Origin of the sequence: Brevibacillus nigriterrae, assembly GCF_049846925.1 — a bacterium.
GTDB lineage: Bacteria > Bacillota > Bacilli > Brevibacillales > Brevibacillaceae > Brevibacillus_H.
In genome coordinates this window covers 23,423-47,784 of the sequence record NZ_JBNCMT010000041.1, presented here as the reverse complement: position 1 = coordinate 47,784, position 24,362 = coordinate 23,423, and the positions used below count along the sequence as shown (strand labels likewise).

General features: G+C 42.8%; 18 protein-coding genes and 3 pseudogenes. 19 read left to right on the top strand and 2 right to left on the bottom strand.

What is annotated here, in order from left to right:
- The 5 genes from ACPW7N_RS23160 to ACPW7N_RS23140 form a co-directional block, all read left to right on the top strand.
- The coding region (locus tag ACPW7N_RS23160) for a glycoside hydrolase family 78 protein (RefSeq protein WP_425653817.1) at window positions 1–445 on the top strand (445 nt) is incomplete at its 5' end.
- A gap of 505 nt (window positions 446–950) precedes the next feature.
- Window positions 951–3,455 carry a hypothetical protein gene (locus tag ACPW7N_RS23155; RefSeq protein ID WP_425653816.1) on the top strand — a complete coding sequence of 835 codons (2,505 nt, stop codon included), beginning with the start codon at window positions 951–953 and terminating at the stop codon, window positions 3,453–3,455.
- Window positions 3,456–3,646: 191 nt separating this feature from the next.
- Window positions 3,647–5,695, top strand: coding sequence for an eCIS core domain-containing protein (locus tag ACPW7N_RS23150; protein WP_425653814.1), 2,049 nt, complete (start codon window positions 3,647–3,649; stop codon window positions 5,693–5,695).
- Window positions 5,696–6,068: 373 nt separating this feature from the next.
- Window positions 6,069–6,518 carry a sporulation protein gene (locus tag ACPW7N_RS23145; RefSeq protein WP_425653813.1) on the top strand — a complete coding sequence of 150 codons (450 nt, stop codon included), beginning with the start codon at window positions 6,069–6,071 and terminating at the stop codon, window positions 6,516–6,518.
- A gap of 104 nt (window positions 6,519–6,622) precedes the next feature.
- The gene (locus ACPW7N_RS23140; RefSeq protein ID WP_425653811.1) at window positions 6,623–7,432 is read left to right on the top strand and encodes a histidinol-phosphatase; all 810 of its coding nucleotides are present in this window, start codon (window positions 6,623–6,625) and stop codon (window positions 7,430–7,432) included.
- A gap of 62 nt (window positions 7,433–7,494) precedes the next feature.
- Here the strand turns inward: ACPW7N_RS23140 and ACPW7N_RS23135 are convergent, their stop codons facing one another.
- On the bottom strand, window positions 7,495–8,949 hold the full coding sequence (locus ACPW7N_RS23135; RefSeq protein WP_425653810.1) for a flavin monoamine oxidase family protein: 1,455 nt from the start codon (window positions 8,947–8,949) through the stop codon (window positions 7,495–7,497).
- 254 nt (window positions 8,950–9,203) lie between these two features.
- Between ACPW7N_RS23135 and msrA the strand changes: the two are divergent.
- The 11 genes and pseudogenes from msrA to ACPW7N_RS23080 all read left to right on the top strand — a co-directional run.
- Window positions 9,204–9,871: pseudogene (gene msrA / locus ACPW7N_RS23130) on the top strand (peptide-methionine (S)-S-oxide reductase MsrA); the annotation flags it as partial.
- Window positions 9,872–10,402: 531 nt separating this feature from the next.
- Window positions 10,403–11,185, top strand: a complete 783-nt coding sequence (locus ACPW7N_RS23125; RefSeq protein WP_425653809.1) for a putative protein N(5)-glutamine methyltransferase — start codon at window positions 10,403–10,405, stop codon at window positions 11,183–11,185.
- A gap of 162 nt (window positions 11,186–11,347) precedes the next feature.
- Window positions 11,348–13,027, top strand: a complete 1,680-nt coding sequence (locus ACPW7N_RS23120) for a DUF6138 family protein (protein ID WP_425653808.1) — start codon at window positions 11,348–11,350, stop codon at window positions 13,025–13,027.
- Window positions 13,028–13,047: 20 nt separating this feature from the next.
- Entirely contained in the window at window positions 13,048–13,932 is an 885-nt protein-coding gene (locus ACPW7N_RS23115) for a YwqG family protein (protein WP_425653807.1), read from the top strand.
- Window positions 13,933–14,086: 154 nt separating this feature from the next.
- A complete protein-coding gene (locus ACPW7N_RS23110) occupies window positions 14,087–14,533 on the top strand; it encodes a DMP19 family protein (RefSeq protein ID WP_425653806.1) in 447 nt (148 codons plus the stop codon).
- A 118-nt stretch (window positions 14,534–14,651) separates the two neighbouring features.
- Complete coding sequence (locus ACPW7N_RS23105) at window positions 14,652–15,467, top strand: AAA family ATPase (protein ID WP_425653805.1); 816 nt, start codon at window positions 14,652–14,654, stop codon at window positions 15,465–15,467.
- Window positions 15,468–15,605: 138 nt separating this feature from the next.
- Entirely contained in the window at window positions 15,606–16,235 is a 630-nt protein-coding gene (locus ACPW7N_RS23100; protein WP_425653803.1) for an RNA ligase family protein, read from the top strand.
- Between the two features lie 520 nt (window positions 16,236–16,755).
- Window positions 16,756–17,319, top strand: a complete 564-nt coding sequence (locus tag ACPW7N_RS23095; protein ID WP_425653802.1) for a hypothetical protein — start codon at window positions 16,756–16,758, stop codon at window positions 17,317–17,319.
- Window positions 17,320–17,710: 391 nt separating this feature from the next.
- Complete coding sequence (locus tag ACPW7N_RS23090; protein ID WP_425653827.1) at window positions 17,711–18,031, top strand: hypothetical protein; 321 nt, start codon at window positions 17,711–17,713, stop codon at window positions 18,029–18,031.
- The gene (locus tag ACPW7N_RS23085; protein WP_425653826.1) at window positions 17,977–18,948 is read left to right on the top strand and encodes a BtrH N-terminal domain-containing protein; all 972 of its coding nucleotides are present in this window, start codon (window positions 17,977–17,979) and stop codon (window positions 18,946–18,948) included. Before ACPW7N_RS23090 ends, ACPW7N_RS23085 begins: the two co-directional genes overlap by 55 nt.
- A 179-nt stretch (window positions 18,949–19,127) precedes the next feature.
- Window positions 19,128–19,481, top strand: a pseudogene (locus tag ACPW7N_RS23080) (SDR family oxidoreductase); the annotation flags it as partial.
- A gap of 214 nt (window positions 19,482–19,695) precedes the next feature.
- On the opposite strand, the pseudogene ACPW7N_RS23075 reads toward ACPW7N_RS23080, so the two are convergent.
- Window positions 19,696–19,824, bottom strand: a pseudogene (locus ACPW7N_RS23075) (MarR family transcriptional regulator); the annotation flags it as partial.
- A 318-nt stretch (window positions 19,825–20,142) separates the two neighbouring features.
- Between ACPW7N_RS23075 and ACPW7N_RS23070 the strand changes: the two are divergent.
- The 3 genes from ACPW7N_RS23070 (at window position 20,143) to ACPW7N_RS23060 (ending at window position 24,265) form a co-directional block, all read left to right on the top strand.
- Entirely contained in the window at window positions 20,143–21,468 is a 1,326-nt protein-coding gene (locus tag ACPW7N_RS23070) for a glycoside hydrolase family 68 protein (RefSeq protein WP_425653801.1), read from the top strand.
- A gap of 35 nt (window positions 21,469–21,503) precedes the next feature.
- On the top strand, window positions 21,504–22,844 hold the full coding sequence (locus tag ACPW7N_RS23065) for a glycoside hydrolase family 68 protein (RefSeq protein WP_425653799.1): 1,341 nt from the start codon (window positions 21,504–21,506) through the stop codon (window positions 22,842–22,844).
- A 98-nt stretch (window positions 22,845–22,942) separates the two neighbouring features.
- Complete coding sequence (locus ACPW7N_RS23060) at window positions 22,943–24,265, top strand: glycoside hydrolase family 68 protein (RefSeq protein ID WP_425653798.1); 1,323 nt, start codon at window positions 22,943–22,945, stop codon at window positions 24,263–24,265.
- Window positions 24,266–24,362: the final 97 nt, after the last annotated feature.

Here is a 24,362-nt window from a genome sequence, read left to right as displayed (position 1 = left end):
CACACCTTCTTACACAGTGCCAGCTAATAAACTGCGATCGAATACGACCTATAATTATACGGTCAAGGTATGGGACCAAACTGACGAGGTAAGCCAAGACAGCACAGTCCAGTATTTTAAAACAAGGCAAGCCCCTACGGCAGAGCCGAAATACCCAATAGGTCCTAAGGAAGATCCTGTTAGAGTACCTACTTTAACACCTACAATTAAATGGAGATACATTGATCCAGAAGGATTCGTACAGGAAAAGTTCCAAGTGATTTTTTATAACGCTGAAGATGATCACATCGTGTATGACACTGGAGAGATTCTTTCAGCTAGCGTTAATTATGTTGTACCAGCTGGAAAGTTAACTGCGGGGAAAACATACTACTGGAAAATACAAGTATGGAATATCAATACAAATAGTGATGTAACTGAGCCCCAATATTTTAAAACATCATAATCACCTATGGCTACGCCGACTAACTCGTCCGACAAGTATCGCAAAGGAGATAGAAATACAGCAGTAACTGCTTAACAATCAACGAAGTAAAGAAGGGGAGCTCTGGCTCCCTTTTTACTTTTGCCCTAATAGAATAGAGGAGGCTATATGCGCTGAGTTGTTATCTGCGGGCACAATCGACTCAATACAGCCATTGTAGGCAAGAAATTACGCTATACAATGCATGTTCACATAGAAGAAGACACAAACTACCACTGGAAATTAAATTACAACTGGTAACGCTAGAGCGTTTATATAGTAATCTAGACAGTTCGTTGCGGGAACGTACTTCAATTCCAGCGAAAAACGTCGAAGTAAAAGAGATTAGCTTTAAAAGCGGACATGAATTTTTCACATCATAGATGGAGGATCTGAAGCCATTGTAGGAAGAAGAAGCCAAAGAACCATATATAATGTTCGGAGTTGGCATTGAATAGCAATTAAAAGGGGGCAACATATCAAAAGCATGAAAATGCTAACGGATAAAGTAAATGAAGATATGAATAAGAAAACCCCAAACGGAGCGATTATTCATGTTTACAATTCGGTTAATGATCTAATTGCTGACCCCGAACTGAAAGATGGGGACGTTGCAAGAACGCTTGGTTATTTTTCTCCCAACGACAGTGGAGGAGCGTTGTATCAGATTAAAGCTGACAACAAGACTGTAGACGGTGGAAGCGTCATCACTATAGGGGTTAACGGGCTACAAGCCCATTTAATGCATCAGGAGAGCATTAACTACAAGATGTTCGGTGCTGTTTGTGATGGCGTTAATGATGACGGAGTTCAGATGAAAAGGGCTCACCAGTACGCTAACTCCGTCAAAATTCCCGTTATTAACCTTTCGGGCGACTTTTATGTTAAATCCTCAAGACAGATCTCAGTACAAACAAACCTTACGCTAGGTCATACTAAAATTCATATAGATGAATCAAATAACAGATATAACGAAGTCTATTCTGTAAGTTCAGCCTTTGACAGTGCCTTCAACCTGGATACCAGCCTTCATACCGCGGTTCTTCCCAAGCTGAAGAAGTACACCCAACCCTTAGTGGCAGAGCTTAAGGCATATAAAAATCACTTCATCCGAGTGGTTGACTCCACCAAGAAGGTAGGGAAACGAGTAGGTGTGGATGCAAGCTCCGGTTGGGACATGGAGGATTTCTTTTATGTAGATGAACATGGACGCTTTATAGGGGAAGTAACTTGGGATTGGGATCACATCTCCTATATTGAAGCAAGAAAGGTTGATCAAAACTATTTGATTATTGACGGAGGTACTTTCCTTCTATCAGGAAACTGGACAGACAACGTTAACAGGAATTATCGGATACTTGGATTCAATGTAACGAGGAGCCGCACGATAATCCGCAACCAATTTGTAGGATTAGAAGTTGGGGCAACGGATAACAATAAGAATCCAAGTTCTGGCTTCTATTGGTTTAGCTCAGTGTATGACATTCTCCTCGAGAACTGTAAACTATTTCCTAGGGAAAAAGACCGGCCTGGTACAAATGATGTTCCACAAGGGACATATGGTATTGGAGGTTCTAGGGTATTACGCCCAGTATTTCGAAACCTCACGGCAGAGGGTTCAGAAATCCATTGGGGCGTGCAGGGTACAAATCTATTCAAAGATTTTATCGTTGAGAACTGTAAGCTAAACCGAATTGATGTTCATTTCCACGCTTGGAACATACTCGTTCGCGACTCTCAGATCGGGGAAAAGGGATTCTCTGTAACAGGAGGAGGAACACTAAGAGTTGATAACACCAGATGTACTAACTACACCTTTGTGAATTTCCGATCTGACTATGGTGCTAAATGGGATGGAGAAATCATCATCAAGGACTGTACTCTTGATGTTAACGCAATAAGTGATTGCAGTATCCTTAATTTCAGCCCATATGATGGAGATTACGGATATAAGATTGTATTTGGGACGCTTATTTTCATAGACAACTTTATGTTTGACTTTAGCACAGTGGGAGAAACAAGTACCGGAAACGGATACATGTTCCGCCTTCCTTCTTTCGGGAAGTTTAGCATCAACTCTACGGAAAGAATAGAGTTCCCTACGGAGATTGAAATTAAGAACGTAAGGAAGCGAGGAAGAAAGGCAGGGTTAAAGCTCTTTAACCTAAAACGACCTTATGACTACTATGTTCCTAAAGCTGGCGGGGTTATCGCTCCTGGGGAAATTGATACAAACGTGAGAATCGTGCTGGATCATATCGAGTTGACGAACTTGCAAAGTAGATCCCAGGACTCTAATAACACCCATCTATGGATGGATGTTAATGGTGATGAGATGAGTAAGTACATGGATGCTTACGGTATTTATCCTAAAATCGTTATTCGAAACTGTAAGCATCTCCACCTTCAGCCTAAGACTTCCTATGCAGACATACTGCTAGAAAACTGTGAAGTCAGTGCTATTGATGCCTATGAAAATGGCGAAGGACAGTCCAGGATCCGCTTTGTGAATTGTGAGCTTAAACCTGATAACGGCGATGACGGAAAAGCTCCTTTTTTCCTAGGCGGAAACGTTGTTGAGTTTGTAAATACTACCTTCCATCCTGTAAAATATCTTGGCGTTATTGTATGGAATGCGACTTTTGGTAACCAAACCTATACGGCTGGAAACGGAATTAACTTGGCTTTATTTCGGGTTATGGGTACTCACGTTAATACAAGATTATCTAAGGCGATTGTTGATCAGGCTGCATCGAGAGGAACACCTATTTCATTAGAGTATTACCGAGCCTTGGCTAGCCATTCCGAGAAGGAAATCGGGGACTACTTGCCTGGTAGATCCTTATCGGTGGAAGTGCTTCCTACAGCTGATGCTAGTCAAAGAGGAAGAATAGTAATAGTAACAGGAGGAACAGGGGTAGCGGATGTTATCTATGTATGCGTGAAAACCTCAAGCGATTCCTACATTTGGAAGCAAGTGACTTTAACCTAAATTGATAAGAGGGGTACCATTGAAATGATCTCCGTTATCCTTCTGAGAATATGTAAGTCCGAAGAACCGACACAGTACATTCGATTGAGAAAAAGTTGAATCTGCATTTCTGAAAAGAAGCCTTACAGTTATTAGAAAATATTAAATGATGAGTTTGTAATAAGGCATGAATGAAATGGAGATATACTTTGATGAGACATCAAACAATTACAACGAAAGCAGCAGAAGCATCTCAATATAAGAATGTAGAAAATTTCATCAAACCGATGCTATCAGCCCGTTCGCCGGCTAATCCAATCCTTTCTCTTCAAAAGACGATTGGAAATCAGGCTGTCAAACATCTCATTCAGGCGAAGTTGAAAATTAACCGGCCTGGGGATATGTTTGAGCAAGAGGCGGATCGGGTGGCGGATATGGTGATGAGGATGCCAGAACCACTCTTGCCGGATAGACAGGAGGTCTCAGGTCAGGCTAGGACGAGTATTCAACGAAAGTGCACAGCTAGTTGTCAGGAAGTAGAACAACTCCTTCAGGCTAAAGAAGAACTTGGAAATACACCGGAAGTGACACCACAAGCAGAGAGTAGCATCAATACAATCAAAGGTGGAGGACAACCTTTGCCTGCTTCGGTTCGTCAATTCTTTGAACCACGTTTGGAGCATGATTTCAGTCATGTTCGAATTCATGCGGACGGTCGGGCGGCGCAAACTGCACACGCTGTTAATGCGCTTGCCTTTACAACAGGGCGGGATATTGTGTTTGGAACAGGACAATATTCGCCAGGGACGATTGAAGGCAAAAGGTTACTGGCACATGAGTTGACTCATGTGATACAACAGTCAAGGGGCGGACTAGATCGGGTTCAAAGAGTCGAGTTAATACAGCGTGCAACTCGTGAGGACCTACTTTCTGCGTTGAGGAAGTCAATAGATGATGGGAACTGGCAGGAGGTTGCGACCAGGCTCAACGGCTTCAATGAGGGCGATATTAAACGACTGGCCCGTGGCCTCCTCGTTGATGAAGCAGCGAACACTCGCGCTGCTGTTCAACAGCACTTAGCCGGCTGGCCCAGTCAGCAGCTCATCCTAGATAGTCTTGACGCGGGACGAGCAGAGGTTGCCCGAATTGGTGCCGTGTACTTCGAATACACCATGGCAATCAAGAACGCCGACTGGAACGTCGCAGCTCAGCAGCTTAACGCCATGAGCGACAATGATATCACTTCGCGCCTTGAGAAACTCAACAACGACCAGATTATGGCAGTGCAAAATGCTGCAGCAACACAAAGCCCAAGGGTGCAGCAGGCTTGCGACAAGGAAATCGCCAGCCGTAAGCGTACAGAGGAATTAAAAAAGAGCATTTCGAGAAGAACTCGAGAGGATCCTAATGATTTATTATTAGAGTATTTCGGGCCGGTGCCTCCCAATTATGAGAACTTCCGCAAGTTGGAGGATCTGCTTCTTTTTGCCGGTATAATACAAAAAGAGAAGCTATATGAGTCAACAGATGTAATGGATAATGTTTTAGAACCACATGGAGTGTATGGCAGATTTGTCACTATTGCACGATATGGACCTGAAGAACACATTAACCAACTCCAAGAGGAGGGCATGCAGGCCTATATTGAGAGTGAAAAACAGGGTCTGGCAGTTGGTGGCCCAGTTATTGGCCAAGCCTCAGAAGGATTAGTCAAGCCTCGGGCTGGTGCAGCTTATGGAAAAGCGAGGACTGAACCTGCTTTTGAACCTTCTTCACCATCCCAAGCTGAATACGATGCTCGGGCTCAGGTGCTATTGAAAACCATAAGAGAGGAACAACGCAGGTTAACTACTATAGATGTAGGGCCAGCCATTGATAATAGTGGGAAAACTGTTACAATGATTTCCGCTACCGTTGAAATTAAAATAGAAAATCTTAAGCCAGGGGAAGTTTATGTTCCTTATATCGATTATGGGGGGAAGGGTCACCATGCAGAAATACAAAAGATCAGATATGCTACTGATAACGGCTACAAAGTAGTTTATGTAAATCCAAGCATACCGTTATGTCCAAGCTGTGCATATCAAGCGCGACAGATTGGTCTAACGTTACCTGGAGCAATGGTGTCGCAGGGAAGGAGGAGCGGCGGCAAATCCGCTATCCCCCTCGATACACTATCTAATAAGGAACTTTTAAAAATGATGGCAGACCAGATGAAGCCGAATCCGAAGTATAAGACACACTATAAGAAAGATTGGTAGTTGTCAAAACAAAAATGTATTAACCAACAGCTGCATTGAATTGGTAAGATCTGATAGGAGGCAACAATTACTCTCGGATCAGCCTGGAAACATGACCCTCGAACTGCTCTCAAGTGAGAAACATCTTGCGTAAATAGCGATTAGTAAAATAATGAGGAACCTGTGCAGATACTACCTGATACAGGTTCTTTTTTTGGTTGGATCAGTTCCACTTGGTTTTTAGATCACTGTTATCGACCTCACTTCATGATAAGGATAAAAAGAAACAGGATAGTTAGTTTCGCGAATGTGCAAAATAGAAGTGCCTCTTCTGTACCGAGGTTAAATGACACCGATTTTTGGGGTACCATTTTTTTCGATGGGAGGTTTCTGTTTGCGTATTACTTTACTAGTCATTTCTCTTTTCTTAGTGATCAGTGGCTGTACACAACAGTCTAATCCACAAACGAAAACAAAGTCTGCCGCAGAAGATCCATTATGCAACCCTGTTCCAATTCGTAAACTTGATTCGGAGCAAAAAGGGAAAGCAATTGCACAACTGGTAAACGGCGTTGATAAAGCGGTTGCGGTACATATTGACGATGAGTTGGACGTTGCAATTGAAGTGACCAACTTTAATCGACTCAGATTAGAATCGATTGAAAAAGAGGTCGCGCAGAATTTAAAAGCAGAATTTCCAAAAATAAAAATCCATGTTTCATCGGATAAGAAGATATTAAATGAACTGCAAAAACTAAGTGACATGCCGTATGCCAGTGAACAAAAGGGGGCATGTGATCAAAAGAAAAAGCTCAAACAAATTGAAAAACAAATGAAAGGATAAATTTGCTTCATGAATCTATCTTGATAGATAGACTCGTGAAGCTTTTTTCAACAAGCTGGAGTATTGAAAGTTAAACAGGGGTTAACGATATATTGGAGGTACCTATGAAGTTTGATTTTCATACTCACCATGAACGCTGTGGACACGCTAGGGGTAACATTCGGGATTATATCGAAACAGCAATTAAGCATGGTTTGGATATGATCGGCATTTCCGATCATTCACCTTACTTTTCTTACAGTGAAGACAAAGCATTTCCAGGCATTGCCATGGCGAAAAGCCAATTTCCAGAATATGTGGATGAAGTATTAGGTCTTAAAGAGGAATACCGTGGGAAAATAGAAGTTCTGCTCGGCGTTGAATCCGATTTTTTTCCGGACAATGTGGGGGTGTATCGCCGTCATTTCGACCAATACCCTTTTGATTTTATTATCGGTTCAGTCCATTTTTCGGAAGGGATTAGCATATTCAAAAAAGGTCGTTGGGACAATCTCAGTAACAAACAAAAAATACAAGCCAAAGAGACGTATTACAACCTAATTCAGGAGTCAGCTCATAGTGGGATGTTCCAGATTCTCGGACATATTGATGCAATGAAAGGTTTTTATCCTGCTTTTTCGTTGATCCAGACGGAAGCAGTTGAACAAACACTACGAGTGATTGCGGAATGTGATATTGCCATCGAAATAAACACCTCGGGAAAAACCAAAGAAAGCGGTGGGTGGTATCCGTCTGATGAAATTCTGGAAAGGGCGCTGTATTACGGAGTTAAAGTTACTTTTGGTTCAGATGCCCATGATCCAGAACGAGTAGGTGACGATTTTGAGGTGGTCAGAAACCGGTTAAGGGAAATTGGTTTTTCAGAATGGGCGTTTTTTCGGCAAAAGCAACGCTTCCTAGTGCCTTTAAAGTAGGTTCAGGTTTCTAGTCCTATTTGCACGCTGGGAATTCCACCGGAACATGTTTTCGTTGAAGATCAAATGAAGTTCACCTCATAGGCGGCACGGATGGCAGATTGTATTGCACCTTGAATCCAACCGTGATAATTGGAAGTATGTTCGCCAGCGAAGTGTACTCTGCCCTCAGGTGTAGACAGATAAGGAGACAACTCTGTTTCCTGTAAAGGTTTGAACATCGAGAAGGCGCCTGCGGAAAAAGGATTTAAAGCCCAATTTTGCGCAATTCCCGTGACAAATGTACTGTACACTTGATTTCCGTGAATTTGAGCCAAGTACTTTAGTGCCTCCATTACTTGCTCATCATTAGACATACTGATCCATGGTAGTGCGTCATCCTCCCATGTATAGCTGGCTAAAACAACTCCACTTGATTGGCAAAAATCATGGCTGGGGTAGTATGCAAGTCGAATGGGCAGATCTGTTAATGTCTGACCTCCAAACAGGCATTGTTCTTCCCAGAACCTTCGTGAAAACTGGATTCCAATTTTTGTGGAAGAGACATAGTGAAGTTGATGGATCGCATTCCATTTGTTAAAAGAGAACAAGTTGTACGGTTCCACTTTGACAAATTGCAGTACGGTAAAAGGAACGGTAATAACGACAAAATCACTAGTTACCTGAAATGGTTCTGACGTATGAGTTGAAACGCCTGAAATCGTTATATCGTTTCTATGCTGGGTTATTTTTGTCATCTTACGGTTAAAGAAAATGTTCTCCTTCAATTGTGGAAGGAACGCATGCGGCAGTCTGTCAAACCCCCCAGTTATTTCATAGAACTGGGTAGAGGGACTGAAAAGGATGAAGTCCCGCAAGATTTCCAAAAATGAAAGTTCAGGGAATCCTTCGAATCCAGACATCACCTTAATCATATTGACCGCCGCTGAGGACAGGGAAGGGCCTACAGGATTGTATCGCATAAATAGATCCATTGAATATTTATCTAATTTTTTGATCACAATGGGCCAATGTCTTTCAGGGTCCTGACTGATGAAATCCGTGATAGGCTTGGCAACCATTTGGGCTAATTCGTCAGCAGTCTTTCCTCTTTCATTCGGAGCTACTGGAAAGCGTAGAATGTCGGGATTCTGTTGATACATCCACCGACGAGTTTTTATTCCATTAACAAAGATGAGATCATTCGGTGTCGTGTTGATAAATTGGTTAATGGGTAGGTGAAATTTCGAGATATACTCCAAGGTCAGTTGATGGGTGTTGGGAATTCGCATCGCTCCTGCCTCAACATATTGACCTTCCGAAAAAGGGGAGCGCAACGTAAAGACTCGTCCTCCAACTCGGTCGGAAGCTTCGAGTACCGTCACCCGATGCCCAGCTTCTTTAAGCAGAGTAGCCGAGACCAATCCTGCCATACCTGCCCCAACGATGATGATTTCCTTTGGAGTTGATGTTTTAGGAAGCCCGTTTCGGATAATAGACACCATTTTTGAGTGATCAAGTGGGGATGTAATTACCATACTGTTCTCCTTACTGTTATGTTTGATTTCATCTTATTCGGGCATTCGCCATGCTGTGATATCTCACCATGGAAATCAAAGTAACGTGGTTTAAATCGCAGCAACCTCAACTAAAAAAATTCATTCAGAAATCCTTTGGGAGCCACCGGTGCTGGGTTATCATTGAAAGGCAAGACATTTTTCAAAAGTGCAACTCATGTGCACATCTTGGCTTATACTAATTATGTAAAATACTACAGAAGGAGGGTTTGTCGATGAAAAACAAACCATATCAATTGGCAACCTTTGCAGGAGGATGCTTTTGGTGCATGGTAAAACCCTTTGATGAACTACCGGGCATTATTCAAGTTCTGTCTGGCTACACGGGCGGACATAAGCCAAATCCAACCTATGAAGAAGTTTGTTCACATACAACAGGCCATTACGAAGCTGTGCAAATTACGTTTGATCCAACTGTTTTTCCGTATCAAGAGCTTCTGGATCTGTTTTGGCGACAGATTGATCCCACTGATGCAGGCGGGCAATTCCATGATCGCGGAGATACTTATCGAACAGCCATTTTCTTTCATAATGAGGAACAGAGGAAGCTTGCGGAGGAATCAAAGAAAGCCTTGGAAGAAAGCGGAATCTTTACGGAGCCAATTGCAACAGAAATTCTTCCGACAACCACGTTCTATCCTGCAGAGGAATACCACCAGCAGTATTACAAAAAGAATCCTCTTCGTTACAAGCTCTACAGCAAGGGATCTGGTCGAGAGGATTTCATCAAAACGGCCTGGAAGGATCGCAAGCACAATGAGGAGTCGAGTTGAAAAGAAAGCTGACACCACCGGAGTACGAGACCACCCAAAATTCAGGGACAGAGCGCCCTTTTCAGAATCAATTCTCGGGCAAAAAAAAGAAGTATAAATATCTAAAAATAAAAAAGTGACCATTTCGTTGGTCACTTTTTTATGTCAAAACCTTCATGTTTTGTTGTTCAAGAAGTTTTGCAAGGTTATCTAGAGTTCGCAGATGATTTCGGTTGGGTGGAGGAGTGAGGTGAATTTTGATTGAATTGTTGTTGATTTTATTCATATTAAGCAACTCCAGCTTCCAACTTGGTATTATTTTACATTTATCCTATTACAACAAAATAATTTCAATGTAATATAAATTATTAAAATATTTTTAGCTTTTTTATACACAAAAGATTCTGCAAATGAAACAGACGTTCCCTGACAGTACTTGTCATAATCACCTGTATTCTTTTCATAGAGTTCCACGATGAGGAGTGATATCGGATGAATTATGTGATTATGGATATAGAATGGATTGTACCAACCTCATATGATGATTTCCCAGAGATAATTGAAATTGCAGCTATAAAAGTAAAAGAAGTCGATGGAGGTTGAATTTAATAACTATGAATTTTCGAATATGATAAAATAAGTACAAAATCCTTAAATTTCCAATGGAGGTAGATGATACCGTTAGCGAAATTATCGTAAACAGGCTTCGGGCTGCTGGTTGTGTTTTCGCTGAAGATGAGGCTCAACTGCTCATCTCCTCAGCACAGACAACGGCTGAGCTTGATGATATGGTAAACCGGCGAGTAGCAGGCTTACCGCTCGAACACATTCTTGGCTGGGCCGAGTTCTGTGGTCTGAGGATAGCCGTGGACACTGGAGTTTTCGTACCACGTCAACGTACCGAGTTTCTAGTTCGCCAAGCTATCGCCCTAGCACAGTCAGGAGCCGTAGTGGTGGACCTGTGTTGCGGATCGGGTGCGTTGGGTGCCGTGCTAGCCGCAAATCTAGAGCGGATCGAATTACATGCAGTAGACATCGACCCCGTTGCAGTAAGGTGCGCTCATAGGAACATCACTACCGCTGGTGGTCACGTCTATGAAGGTGATCTTTATAAACCTCTGCCCGCCACATTGCGGAACCGTGTCGAAATCCTAGTCGCTAACGTACCCTACGTACCAACAAAGTCTATCAGGCTACTTCCCCCAGAGGCTAGAATATATGAAGCGCTAGTGGCTCTTAACGGAGGCGAGGATGGACTTGATGTTATACGGAGAGTGGCTACTGAGGCGGCACTCTGGCTGATTCCAGGTGGTCACTTATTGGTCGAGACTAGTGAGCAACAGGTGCCACTAACCGTCGAAATCTTCGCACGCAACGGGTTAACTCCGCAGGTGGCAACTGACCATGAACTAGACGCTACCATCGTTATCGGAACAAGAACCTAGTAAGATGGGGAATCCAAGACTACCGCTTAATTAGATGAGATGTTGGAACCAGAGGATTTTAGCGGCGAAACGGTGCCAGGCTATGTACGTTAAGTAGCCCCGTCAGGGCAGGAAATCGCCCAAATTTATCGGTGCAATATACAAAAATGGGAGGAGAGATCTTTGAATCAGGCTGTCGAAGCTTTGCTAAACGATGTATGGTTGGAAGTCACAGCGATTTACACGAAAGAAAGCAAGAGGATCAAAGAACTTAAAAATCAAAGCAGATTACAAGCAGGAATCATGAATTACCTTCAAGTAGCGTGGAGAAAAGGCAAGTACTCATGGGCAGACGGGAAAATACATATCGATGTCTACGAGCCATTCTCTTGGAGCGACAGCTCGTACAAAATTGAAGCAAGCTCATATATTACGGAGTTGACTGATGAACTTTTGACCGAAGAGTTTTTTCCCGCCTTGTGCGAACGTGTAGATCACTTGTTCTGTTCGGAGGAACTGGGTTCCCGTTTCTTTGATTACCGGTTTGAAATCGTATTTAAGTTTGAGTGGGAGAAGTCAAAAGTAACCCTTAACCAGCAACTGTTAAATGTGCCCAAGTTGATTCAACTCCAAAAGTCGCTGGAGCAATTTATTCAGAAAAAGATTCTGCCTGATCCACCCGTGTTGCCAGGAGAAGATGACATGTTCTTTTTCGCCTGCCATTTGGTCAATGCTGATCTGATGAAACAGGAAGTGGAAGAGATCGAGCCTTTGATTCGTCGACTCTCCGACAAGCTGAATAAGAACCAAGAGCGCAAAAACTATTGGATCAGACAATACATTTCGGCCTTCAACAATTGGGCCCAGGATCACTTTTTACCGCAGCATTTTACCCGTTTTGGTGAATATGGAAACGAGTGGGTTTTGAAGGAGGAGCCGTTTCATCCTAGTGTAGATGCTGGAGAGATGGATTTCTTTCTTTATGCAGCCCTGCAGATCGGCTTCACCGAGCCGGATACGCGGCAGAAGTACCTGGAACTTGCTGTCCAATTGGGCTCCAAGCTGGCTGTGAATTATTTGAAAGTAGGCAGCGGAAAATTTGGGAGTACCTATCGGGGAGAGAAGGTGGTTGCCCGAAACAATGACGTGACGCAGACGATCGAAATCCAGATCCTCTCCGAAGAGGAGGCAGCTTACGGTGAAGCTCTCGATTATATCATCCATCTTTTGCGGCAGGGTTTCCCCAAAGGCTACAATCTAAAACTGAAAAGCAGCCAAAAGCATTTTCTTCCGTTGAAAAAGCTGGCGAAGTCCAAGCTGCATCAGTTTTTTGCCAATGCGCTCAGCTACCCGGCCTTGTTCCCCAAGCTTGCGGAATATGCGGATACGGCGATGGAGGAGTTCGCATGGTACCAGGATGTGGAGCCTGGCGAGAAATCGGTCATGCCGGGCACCTATGCCGTACTGGGCATTGGCTTGTACAGTGAAGCTTATTTTCCGTTGGTTTGCAGCTATATGGACCTAGTGGATACGGAGCATCAAATGGTGCAGGATAGCTATCCGGAGGCATTTATTGAGGCGCATGGCGTAAAGGCAGAGCATATGCCGGTGATTGTATCTATATTGCTAGGAGGTAATGAGGAAGGAAGACAGGTCAAAAATCTAACCATTGACCGGCCTGAACTTGCCGATGCACTTGTCCAGGCACTGAATGGCAAAGAGATTCATGAACGTGAGCTGGTAGTGTGCCGGATTTTCGGGAGTGTGAAGAAACTGGCAGAAGTGACCCGAAAAGCACAGCCGCCGCTAAAAGAAGGACTAGAGCAACTGTTGGCGCTCCAAAAGTTAACGCTTTTGAAATAACTACAAGGATGGTGAAAGCAATGTTAAGCGAAAACAATAAGAAAAAGCTGGAGCTAATTGTTCGGAAAAATCAGTTTGAACATGCGATGGATTATTTGAAGAAGTCTGTGCGCCAAGGCATTCGCTTGTCCAAGAAAGAGATGGAAACTTACAAGGAAATAGGCTCTTCCCGTATAGGGGGTGATCCGGACCTGCCGTCTAACGTGGAATGGCCTCTGGATTCCAACGGGACCCCCATGACGTTCCTGGCCCAGCTGCGTCTGCATGAATTGGCGTCTCATGATGAGTCTTCCCTGCTTCCAGCAGAAGGCATGCTTTATTTTTTCGTTGGGGTGGATGAACCTTCTTATCATATTGAACACAAGGTGCTGTATCTACAAGAAGAGAAGCTGCAGGAAACAAAGCGTCAACCTTCACCCGAAGTGACGGCGCTCGAGGAGGAGTTTATCGGTTACCGGGTGACTGCCAGAGCTACGATTGAGCCGCCCAATTACGGCTATGTAGAGTACGAGCAGGTGGAGGATGATGAGCATGATTACGAGCAATACGAAGAGTTATGTTTCGAGTTGACCGGAGATAACTCAAGCGACATTGCCGTATTGTTCGGTTATCCGGCAACCCAGCATGGAGATTGCGAATATGAAGCGGTGCTTCGGCTGTTGACCGGTGAGGAATATAACTATTCCGTGAAGGCAGCCATGGAGCAGATCACGGCGCATTTGAACGGCGATTCTGACAAGGCGGAGCAGGAAGTCCGCGACACGGTTTTACTGCTGGCGCTAGATTCGGATCAGGAAGTCGGGTTTTGCTGGTGGGATGCCGGAGAACTGCAATTTTATATTCGGAAGGAAGATTTGCTGGCGAGAAATTTTGCACACACTTATTGTTCCTTGTATTCTAGTTAGACGTTAAAATGACTTTCAAACATCCAGAATCTCACAATAATCATTATCTACCGAATGATTATGTAATTGTATAAGATTAATTTATTTCGAGTCTTTTGAATAAATATATCCAGATTTGTTCTGGCAAGCCTTCAACATCAAGGGGGATTACAATTTGAGTAAGGTTGATACCCGTGACATATGGTTCGATTTTGCCGCGGCCTTTGTGCAGAAAAAGAATGCTTCGGGCTGGAACACACTAACCTCGCAAGAACAAGAGATTGCCGCCTTATGGCTGCTGGAAGCCGATGTGTATAACGGCGGGTTTTTGCAGTTTTTTTGCAATTGGGGAGAAGAAGCATATATCTACGCGGTACGATCATTACAAGCCATCGGGGCCATCTATGCGCTTGAAATCGTCCAGTCCGGATATGCCTGCATCGAGCATTTATCGGAAGACAACCGCCTCACTCAGCTGTGGGATATTCCAAAGTTTCTTACCGAGGAAGAGGCAGAACGGCTGGATAAGCTTGATAAGAGATTCTGGGAAGACCAGGATCGCATTGCGGAAATTGCACATCGATATTACGTGCAGCAGCTGGGAATACCGGCTCAATCATAAGATGTAGATAATGGGATGAAGGTAAGTCTCGATACTAAAAAGAGGTTGAAAATAATAATCCGGTCTCCGGCTCATTTTCTTTGAGAGGAGGTGAGAACATATGCAAAAGTTGATCTTGATGGCTGGAATTGCTGGTAGCGGCAAAAGTAGATGGGCAAAGGAACTTGCAAAGAAAGAACGAGCAATCATCGTTTCAACGGATGAAATCAGACAGACCTTATTTGGTGATGAAGGGAAACAAAAGAAGACCTCCCAAGTATTTTATGAAGTTTATTCGAGAATTGAAAATGAACTGTCAAAAGGAAATAATGTCATCTTAGATGCCACAAACATTGATCGTGACAAACGAATGAACGTACTCTCAAAATTTAAAAACGTTCAAAAGGATTGCTACTACCTAGATGTGCCGTATTCCATATGCTTAGAAAGAAATCAATCTAGAAAGAGGAGAGTACCAGGGATTTACATGGAGAAAATGAGAAAGAATTTCCATTTCCCTATTCTTGGCGAAGGTTTCGATCATGTTTATTTACTTCATGAGAAAATGCCTTATTCCATTACGAAAAAGATCTTTGTCGACCTAATTCAAAGCGAACCCTCTTATGATGAATTGTTTCTTGGTTTAAGGGAAATTCCTCTTTTTCAAGACATGATTGGTTTTCAACAAGAGAATCCTCACCATCAACACACGTTATGCAAGCATACCTATCATGTATTTGATTATGTCAATGCTTTTTATAATGAAGAGGATAAGTTGTTGTTGCAGGTAATTGCCCTTTTTCACGATACCGGGAAACCGTTCTGTAAGACCTACAAACCAGTCAAAGGTCATTACTCGTACTATGGACATGAATATGTATCTGCCCAAATTGCTTGTCATTTTTTAAAGGAGCTCCAATTTGAAGAAGAATTCATTTTCAAGGCCGTTAATTAATTCAAATGCACATGAAGATTAACTACGGAACACAGCATGAAATATCTGAAATTTATCACTTGTTAGGAGATGATAATCTCTGGAAGCTTTACTTTTTTAAAGAAGCAGATTCCTATGCGAAATAAGGAGGTGAACAAGGTGAAGACAAAGTATCCGAGAACATTACACTTACCCTGGTCGAGAAGTAAAACGGATGATGACAAAATTCTAAAAACGGTTAGTCATTTTGAGGGAAGAGAAATTGTTGTTACGGAGAAGTTGGATGGAGAAAATACTACAATGTATCGAGATTCTATCCATGCAAGATCGCTTGATAGTAACGACCATGATTCTCGTCATTGGGTGAAAAAGTTGCATGGAATGATTTCCTTCCACATTCCTGAAGGTTGGAGGATTTGCGGAGAAAATGTATTTGCCAAGCACTCCATTCACTATGAAAAGTTGACGAGTTACTTTTATATTTTCTCAATATGGGATGAATATAATCAATGTTTACCGTGGAACGAGACAGTGGAATGGGCCACTTTACTCGGGGTAGAAGTGACACCAGTTCTTTATAAAGGTGTATGGAATGAGCAAATAGTTAAAAGTTGCTTTACCAGAAATTCCGTTTTTGCAGGTGAACAAGAAGGGTATGTTGTTCGGGTAACTGATCGATTTCTGTATGACGACTTTAAGAACTCAGTAGCGAAGTTCGTACGTAAAAATCATGTTCAGACAGATGAACATTGGTTATCTAAACCAGTAGTACCGAATGGACTAAAGTAACGCTTCTAGTAGATTAGCAATGAAGTAAGAAGGGAATGAGTACCATGTAATATCTAGATTGAACATATCCAAATCGAAAGTTGTCTTAGTTTATAACTTTAACAACTATTTAAGTGAAATGAAAAATTGGTATAACAACTCTTTTCACTGCTTATTCAATATATTTGATAGATCGTTAACTTTTAGTATGGCAACCTATCAAATATATTGAATCCTCAGGATGTTTTAGATTCTAGAATTAATTCTTTTACGATGTCTACTTTTATTAAACAAATGTGAGGTAAGCAAGTATGATAGATACTATATATGTTTATGTTCGCCACTGGAAATCGCTAACGATTTTTTACAAATAGATATTAAAAATGTGGAACTGTTACAATCCCAACATACGAGGGGACAAGAGATTCATATCGGGGTTCATTTTCGGAACTTTTTTATTTAGCGAACGGGCAAGATATGGTTAAGCTAACGGAGATCGTTAGACTAATAATATTATTATGAAAAAGAGGGTGACTCTTAAATGATTGTTGTTGGTTCCACACCAGAATACAAAATTAAATATTTCAATACACTTATGTTTGACCAATATAGCGATTTCCTGCAGTGTTTTATAACTAGTAAAAATGACCAAATATTGTTTAAAGAATATCGTCAAAACTTTGATTGTTCTTGGATAGATAATATGGATTGGGACAATCAAACTCAAGAAGAGGTAAGGAACAATGAAAAAGAGTGGGAGAAATTTGTAAGTGAACGAGTTATATATACACCCGAAAAATGGTATCACCCATTTTACAATGTCACTACAGAAAATGTTATCTTCTTTAGCCCAAAAGAAATAACTGAAATGCAGCAAATATTAAAGAAAAAACATGGCTTAGTAAATGATACTTGTATTGTTGTGGAACAAGGGCGAAAGCTTGAAGAATGGAAGTACATACTAACATTTGTTGAACATGTTTGGGATGGGAATAACGAAGAAGACGAATACTGGGCTGTATTTGTTAATGAGAGAATTCCTAATCAATTTACAATAAATACTTTACCAGTACTAATGAGCAAAGGGTTCCTAACAGAGTATTAAGTGAACGAAAATCGTTTTTTGAACAAAAAGAAGTGGATTGATCAAAAATACACTAGGTCATAGCCCCACCTCCAGATGCTATCCTTGTACAAGTATCAGCCCGGAGGTCTTGCCCTTACGGCGGCCCATCCACCTTTCTAAGAACAATAAGTCATTAACCCCTTTACAGAACTAATTTTTGAGCGGATTTAAGATACGTAAACAAGGTTCTCCCAGGATAGAAGCTTATGATGGATTTTATGAGTCCCTTCAACAGAAAGTAGTTTAGGAATTGAGGAAGAATGGTTTTATATTCACGTTTTTTCAGTTTATCGATGGGAATCACTTATATTTCATTGGGAATTCAATAGAAAACTTTCTCCACATACATACTGAAATAAAAGTGGAAACAATGAGATCGTACTTTACTACGATTTTCTCAGGGATATTTGCAAGTTCCATGGTAGCGTTGGGTTTTTACATAGTAGAATATCAAAGTGAAAAGAACGAGAAGATTCGCAAACTGATCTCTGAAAACACTAGGCTGTCAAATAGGTTTTTGGAAATTCCATATTTAGACAATGAGAGTGAATTGCCGCTGAACGTAAGGGCGTTGTTCTTGCATCCATTCAGCTTAATTGATAGCGAACAAGCATTCGTTAGCCGTTTAATACATGAATTATTGGAGGTTTCATTCCTTATCAAGGCGAACATTGCGAAACAACCGCCATAGGCAATTTAATGCAATATGCAGGAGTCCACCTGTCTGAGCCGATGTTGTTCGGACTCGGGCAAGGGCTTGGATTCATTTACTGGGATTCGAAGGGAATGGACTTCCCCTTCATCGGAGGAAGGGTAAAACCGGATAAACTGACCGCTTATCTCGCCGAACGACTCGGCTTGAACGTCAAATATCAAGAAACCTCGTCCGTCAATAAGGCGTGGCAGAACGTCCGAAGCAGCATCGAACACGGCATTCCGGTTGGGCTTAAATTAGATGCCTTTTACTTGGATTATTTTAAGAACAAAGTGCACTTCGCCGGTCACTATGCGGTACTTTACGGTATAGATGACGAATACGCCTACATGGCGGACACCAGACAACAGGGTGGACTTGTGAAGACGCGTTTGACAAGCTTGGCCGCTGCCAGAAATGCAAAGGGACCCATGAGCTCCCGGAATCGTTCCTTTACGATCGAGCCAAACGCCGCATTGCTTCCGCTTGTTTCTGCTATACGCGAATCCTTGACCATGAATGCGCATGACTATCTGAACCCGCCCATTCGGAATATTGGCAATAAGGGCATTGTTAAAATGAGCAATGAAATCTTGAAGTGGCCTTCTCGCAGCAACAATTTCGAACATGATTTATGTCTTACTGCGACGCTAATGGAACGGGCGGGAACCGGCGGCGCTTTATTTCGGAATCTGTATAGGGATTATTTGAGAGAATGTGCTGATCGGCTGGAGGACCCGAGGATCGAAAAAGCCCACTGTATGTTTACAGAGATCGCTCCAATGTGGGTTAGCGTCTCTGCTTCAATCGACCATGCAGGAAGAACAGGTGAGCACCAAGAGCTCGTGAATGCGTCTAAGCTGTTGCTCGAGATTGCGGATAAAGAACGCGTAGCCATGGAGCTATTGTTGTGATAGCCTTACACTTACATTGAACGGAATCATTCCTTTCGGCACGCATGCTTTAACCCAGTGTCAGCTTAAGCACCTCACGAGGGTGCATTTTTCTTACCATACTTGGGATCAACGAGCGTAATCTGCCCGTTAGTTTAATGCCCGCTGTGGCAAACGTGAACAGGTAGTAGCGGAAGTAGTTGGAAAAAGGCGGGGCGATCATTAACTTTTCGACCAGCGTGTCGGGTGCAATGCTCCCGACGTACAGCGTCTACGCTGCAACGAAGGGTGCAGTCGAGCAGATGACTCGCCAATTAGCAAAGGAATTCGGTCCTAAGGACATCGTTATCAATTGCATCGCGCCCGGGCAAGTGTCGACAGAGTTATTCTTGAACGGCAAATCACAGGAGTTGATTGATTCTTACCGCCGAATGAACGCTTTTGATCGGCTTGGCGAACCAGTTGATATCGCGAATGCAATCGAGTTGCTCGTCAGCGACAAAGCCCGTTGGATAACAGGACAAACGATTCGGGTAAACGGTGGGTTCAACTGAAACTGAGGAAAGTAGATCTTAAAATAGATGGACGAACGCACAACAGGGCTATAGTTTTGGCGAGTCGTCTATTATATCAAGAGCTGGCTGTATTCGAAGTTCTAAAACAGATAAACTCACCATATTTCTCTGAGCTTCAAAACGCAGCAAAAGAAAAATAAACAAACGTCCTGAAATAAAAAATGACCAGCATAGTGGTCGTTTTTATGTTTTTTTTCTGCCGCTCGTTATCCTCCGGAATGATACGTTTGATGTACCCCTTTTTCTCGAGCCCCTGAAGCATACTGGTAATGCTAGCACCTGTCCGATTAAAGTGGAGGGCCAGATCTTTCTGGATAACACCTTTTCTCTACAATGTTACAAATGGACTATCTACCTGGGTGAAAAATCCTATTTTAACTGTGATTAAAAGGGAATATTATCATATTGATATACTATGTCGTACACTCTACAATAATGGTGAAAAGAAAATACTGTAGGATTGTTACTGTTAAGCAGGCAAGACCTAAAATGTGTTAAGGGCGATTATTGTACTTCTCGCTGTACATTCCCTTACGCGTTTTAGGTCTTTTTTGTTTGCTGACAGAGGAACGCTACTTCTGTTTTGAAAATTACCAACAGTTCCAACTTTCCTACAAAAACTAAAAGGAGGATATATAAAATGAATAAAACTAGTAAATCCATCTTTAAAAAATTTGCTTTAACCACAGTAGTAGCAGCCAACTGCCTTGCAGCCATCCCTGCTTTTGCAGCGAATGTTGGAGATGACTTCACAGCAATCTGGTCACGTCAGCAAGCGGAGACAGTTACTCTGACGAAAGAGACAACGGCTTCACAGGTGGATATGGACTTCAAGCTGGTCGCACCGAACCAATGGGTTTGGGACACGTGGCCGCTCCAAAACAGAGACGGTTCTCTTGCGAACGTTAACGGCTACAGAGTAGCATTTGCATTGGTTGCTCCGCGCTCTCTAGGTTGGGGTGACCGCCATACGGAAGCAAGAATCGGCATGTTCTACTCGAAAAACGGTAAAGATTGGACTTACGCCGGCATTCCATATAACTATGATAAAGCTTTGGGTCATATGCAATGGGCGGGAACAGCAATGATGGACGAGAAAGGCAAAGTGCATCTGTTCTATACAGCAACTGGCGATAAAAACAATTGGGATCAATCCAGATGGGCTGAAACGGCTGAGCAGCGCATCGCTAAGACCACGTTTGACATCAAAACCGATAAAGATGGCGTACATCTTACCAACGAAGGTGAACATAAAGTCATTCTTGAGGCAGACGGAAAATATTACGAGACGATTAAAAACTGGAATAGTAATATCATCACTGCATTCCGTGATCCGTTCTTCTTCCAAGACCCGAATACCGGTAAAGAGTATATTATTTTTGAAGGACAGGCAGGTAGCGATAGAAATTATCTAAAACCAGAGAACATCGGGGATGAAGCGTACCGCCAAACTCATCCAGTTCCTGACCGCGCAGAATTGTATAACGGTAATATTGGAGTCGCCGAAGTGCTTAACAACGACGTGACTAAATTGAAATTGCTACCTCCACTGCTCGAGTCGGTTGGTACCAACCATCAGTTGGAACGTCCACACGTCGTGGTAAATGGCGATGATTACTACTTGTTCACGATCAGCCATACTTTTACGTATGCACCAGGCTTAACAGGTCCAGACGGGGTGTACGGATTTGTCGGCAAGGGATTGCGTAGTGACTACAAACCAATGAACGGCAGTGGACTTGTCATCGGCAATCCAAAAGAAAATCCATATCAAGCGTATTCCTGGATGGTGCTTCCGAATCAACAGGTAATCAGCTTCGTTAACGAACCGAAAGATGAAAATGGACAAGTCAAATTCGGCGGTACCTTCTCTTCGACGCTGAAATTGAACCTGGAGGGTGACAAATCGGAAATCACGAAGGAGCAGAAAGCAGGAGAAATCAAACCTTTTGGCCCGAACCGCTAAGTAAAACGAATCTTATATAGAAAGGAGCAAATAAAATGGTCAGCAGAAAGAAAAAAGCATTGTTCGCGTTTGCTTTGGCAACAGGCATCGCCGCTTCCACCATCCCAGGGCTGGCGGTACATGCTGAAGGCGGAGAACAAACCGTCAACTGGACCCGTGAACAGGTATCCAACATCGAGTTGAACAAAGACAACACCTTGCCTTATACAGACATCAGCAAACTGGATAAATTGGCGCCTGGATATCACATTTGGGATACATGGCCGCTATTGGACCGTGATGGGAACATCGTCTCGATCAAAGGTTGGAAAGTGATCTTCGCGCTGTCCGCTCCGAGCGATGTGCTACCGGGTAAAGTTCATGATATCGCTACAATCCGCTATTTCTATTCCAAAAACGGCAAGGACTGGACTTTGGGCGGTGAGCTATTCTCGAAAGGAACCGCGCTAGGTTCTCGCCAATGGGCAGGCTCGGCAATGCTGGATGGAGACCAGATTCACGCGTTTTATACCGCGACTGGACACGAAGGGGAACAGCGACTGACTTATGAACAACGAATTGCCATGGCTACTGGCAAAATCGTAGCGGATAACAGAGGCGTCCATTTCCAAGATTGGGGAAAGCACCGCATTGTATTGGAACCTGATGGCAAATACTACCAAACAAAAGAGCAGGCACAGCAAGGAGAAGGCGGGGGCTACGCTTTCCGTGATCCGATGTGGTTCAAAGACCCAAAAACACAAAAAGAATATCTGCTGTTTGAAGGTAATTCCGGTGGTGCCGCAGACGAACGCCAGTTGAAACCGGAATATGTAGGAAGCCCTGAGTTCTCTGGACAGCATAGTGTGCCGGCAGGTTCCGTGCATGCCAACGGGAATATTGGTATTGCAGAGGTAGTAGATGGTGATTTTTCGAAAATAAAAATGCTTCCGCCTCTTCTAGAAGCTAATTTCGTGAATGAAGAACTGGAACGTCCGCATATTGTGGTGAAGGATAAAAAGTACTATTTATTCACTGATAGCCACATCAATAAATACGCGGAGGGACTAAAAGGACCGGAAGGAATGTACGGCTTCGTTTCCGATACGCTGATTGGCGGATATAAGCCGCTGAATGGAAGCGGACTGGTCCTGGCAAATCCTCCGGAGAATCCGTATCAAGCGTATTCCTGGATGGTTCTGCCGAACTTGAATGTGGTCGGTTTTGCGCATTTCGGTGGCCTCGGGAATTTGACGATTGGTGATATTGGCAACCAGACTCCGGAATACCAGTTTAGCCACTTTGGCGGTACCTTGGCACCTACGGTCAAGTTATCCATTAAAGGAGACCTTACAGAACTGGAAAACGAGCAGGACCCAGGAACAATAAAACAATAGATCAATGATATAGAATGTTTTTATTCAAATAGTAGATAGTCAATTGGTATCAGCCGATTGACTATCTGCTAGATTTAAGAAGATATGGAGGCTAATCTATGAAATGCAGCATAAAAAACACTGTAAAATGCTTTTCTGCAGCAATGATTGGTTTATCTGCTTTTTTAACCGCTGCTTTCATTCCAACTGTTTCTGCACAAGAAACTTCCGTATTCAACTGGAAACGTGAAGATATTAGCCAAGTCAGGCTGAACGAAAGGAATACCGCACCAACGATAAATGTGGAAGAGCTTGAAGAAATGACAGCACAATATCATGTTTGGGATACGTGGCCGCTGCAAGACACCAACGGAAACCCAGCGGTTGTAAATGGCTATAAAATTATATTTGCTCTCACCGTGCCAAGTGATGTGATTCCTGGAAAACGGCATGATACATCACAAATTCGCTATTTCTATTCCAAGGACGGAAAGAGTTGGGAACTTGGCGGCCTCTTATTTAACGATGGTCAAGCGTTGGGCTCGCGCCAATGGGCAGGATCAGCACTCCTTGCTAAAGATGGTAAAGTCCACATCTTCTATACGGCAACAGGACGAAAAAATGAAAATCAGCTTACCTATGAACAACGATTAGCCACAACAACAGCTGATATCCATACAACAACCTCTACGGTTACATTTGCTAATTGGTCTGATCATAAAATTATCCTTGAGCCGGATGGGGAATACTACCAAACACAAGATCAAGCTAGCCGAGGGGAATCTTCTTACGCTTTTCGTGATCCGTACTTTTTTCAAGATCCTAAGACTGGAGAGGAATATCTATTATTTGAAACCAATTCCACACGAGCTCTAGCAGAAAGGTATTGTCAATCGGAACATCTCGGTTCCAATACTCTGGAAGCTTCCAAGTCTTACAATGGCAGTATTGGGATTGCAAAAGCAGTCAATGATAATCTAACGGAATTTAAAGTCCTTCCTCCGATTTTAGAAGCCAACTGCGTTAATGACGAGTTGGAGCGCCCGAGTATAATCGTTAAAGGAAATAGTTATTATCTTTTTACGAAAACACATCACGAAAAGTTTGCGCCAGGTCTTGACGCACCAGAAGGATTATACGGTTTTACGTCAGGATCTTTATTTACAGGCTATAAGCCGCTTAATGGCAGCGGACTGGTCATAGCAAACCCAGAAAACAATCCATATCAAGCATACTCCTGGATGGTCATGCCGAACGGAACAGTGATTAGCTTTGTGAACTATGTGGATGTGGACGGGAAAAATATCGATGAAATTGGCCAACAAACACCAGATTATGAAATAGAACATTTTGGTGGAATGCTTGCTCCATCATTAAAACTATCCATCACCGGCGACCAAACGAAGATCGTCCATGAAAAGAAGCAGGGCGTATTTAAATAAATGAGGAGCATTTCGACGTTCAGTATTGTGCTGAACGTCTTTTACTCATAATCGGAAACCGTTTATCACATCATAAAAAAACAATAAGAATGAAGGA

Coding starts and splice junctions, on each gene's coding strand:
- ACPW7N_RS23155 (WP_425653816.1), top strand. CDS start 951: ATGAAAATGCTAACGGATAAAGTAAATGAAGATATGAATAAGAAAACC.
- ACPW7N_RS23150 (WP_425653814.1), top strand. CDS start 3,647: ATGAGACATCAAACAATTACAACGAAAGCAGCAGAAGCATCTCAATAT.
- ACPW7N_RS23140 (WP_425653811.1), top strand. CDS start 6,623: ATGAAGTTTGATTTTCATACTCACCATGAACGCTGTGGACACGCTAGG.
- ACPW7N_RS23135 (WP_425653810.1), bottom strand. CDS start 8,949: ATGGTAATTACATCCCCACTTGATCACTCAAAAATGGTGTCTATTATC.
- ACPW7N_RS23125 (WP_425653809.1), top strand. CDS start 10,403: ATGGAGGTAGATGATACCGTTAGCGAAATTATCGTAAACAGGCTTCGG.
- ACPW7N_RS23115 (WP_425653807.1), top strand. CDS start 13,048: ATGTTAAGCGAAAACAATAAGAAAAAGCTGGAGCTAATTGTTCGGAAA.
- ACPW7N_RS23105 (WP_425653805.1), top strand. CDS start 14,652: ATGGCTGGAATTGCTGGTAGCGGCAAAAGTAGATGGGCAAAGGAACTT.
- ACPW7N_RS23095 (WP_425653802.1), top strand. CDS start 16,756: ATGATTGTTGTTGGTTCCACACCAGAATACAAAATTAAATATTTCAAT.
- ACPW7N_RS23090 (WP_425653827.1), top strand. CDS start 17,711: ATGAGATCGTACTTTACTACGATTTTCTCAGGGATATTTGCAAGTTCC.
- ACPW7N_RS23070 (WP_425653801.1), top strand. CDS start 20,143: ATGAATAAAACTAGTAAATCCATCTTTAAAAAATTTGCTTTAACCACA.
- ACPW7N_RS23065 (WP_425653799.1), top strand. CDS start 21,504: ATGGTCAGCAGAAAGAAAAAAGCATTGTTCGCGTTTGCTTTGGCAACA.
- ACPW7N_RS23060 (WP_425653798.1), top strand. CDS start 22,943: ATGAAATGCAGCATAAAAAACACTGTAAAATGCTTTTCTGCAGCAATG.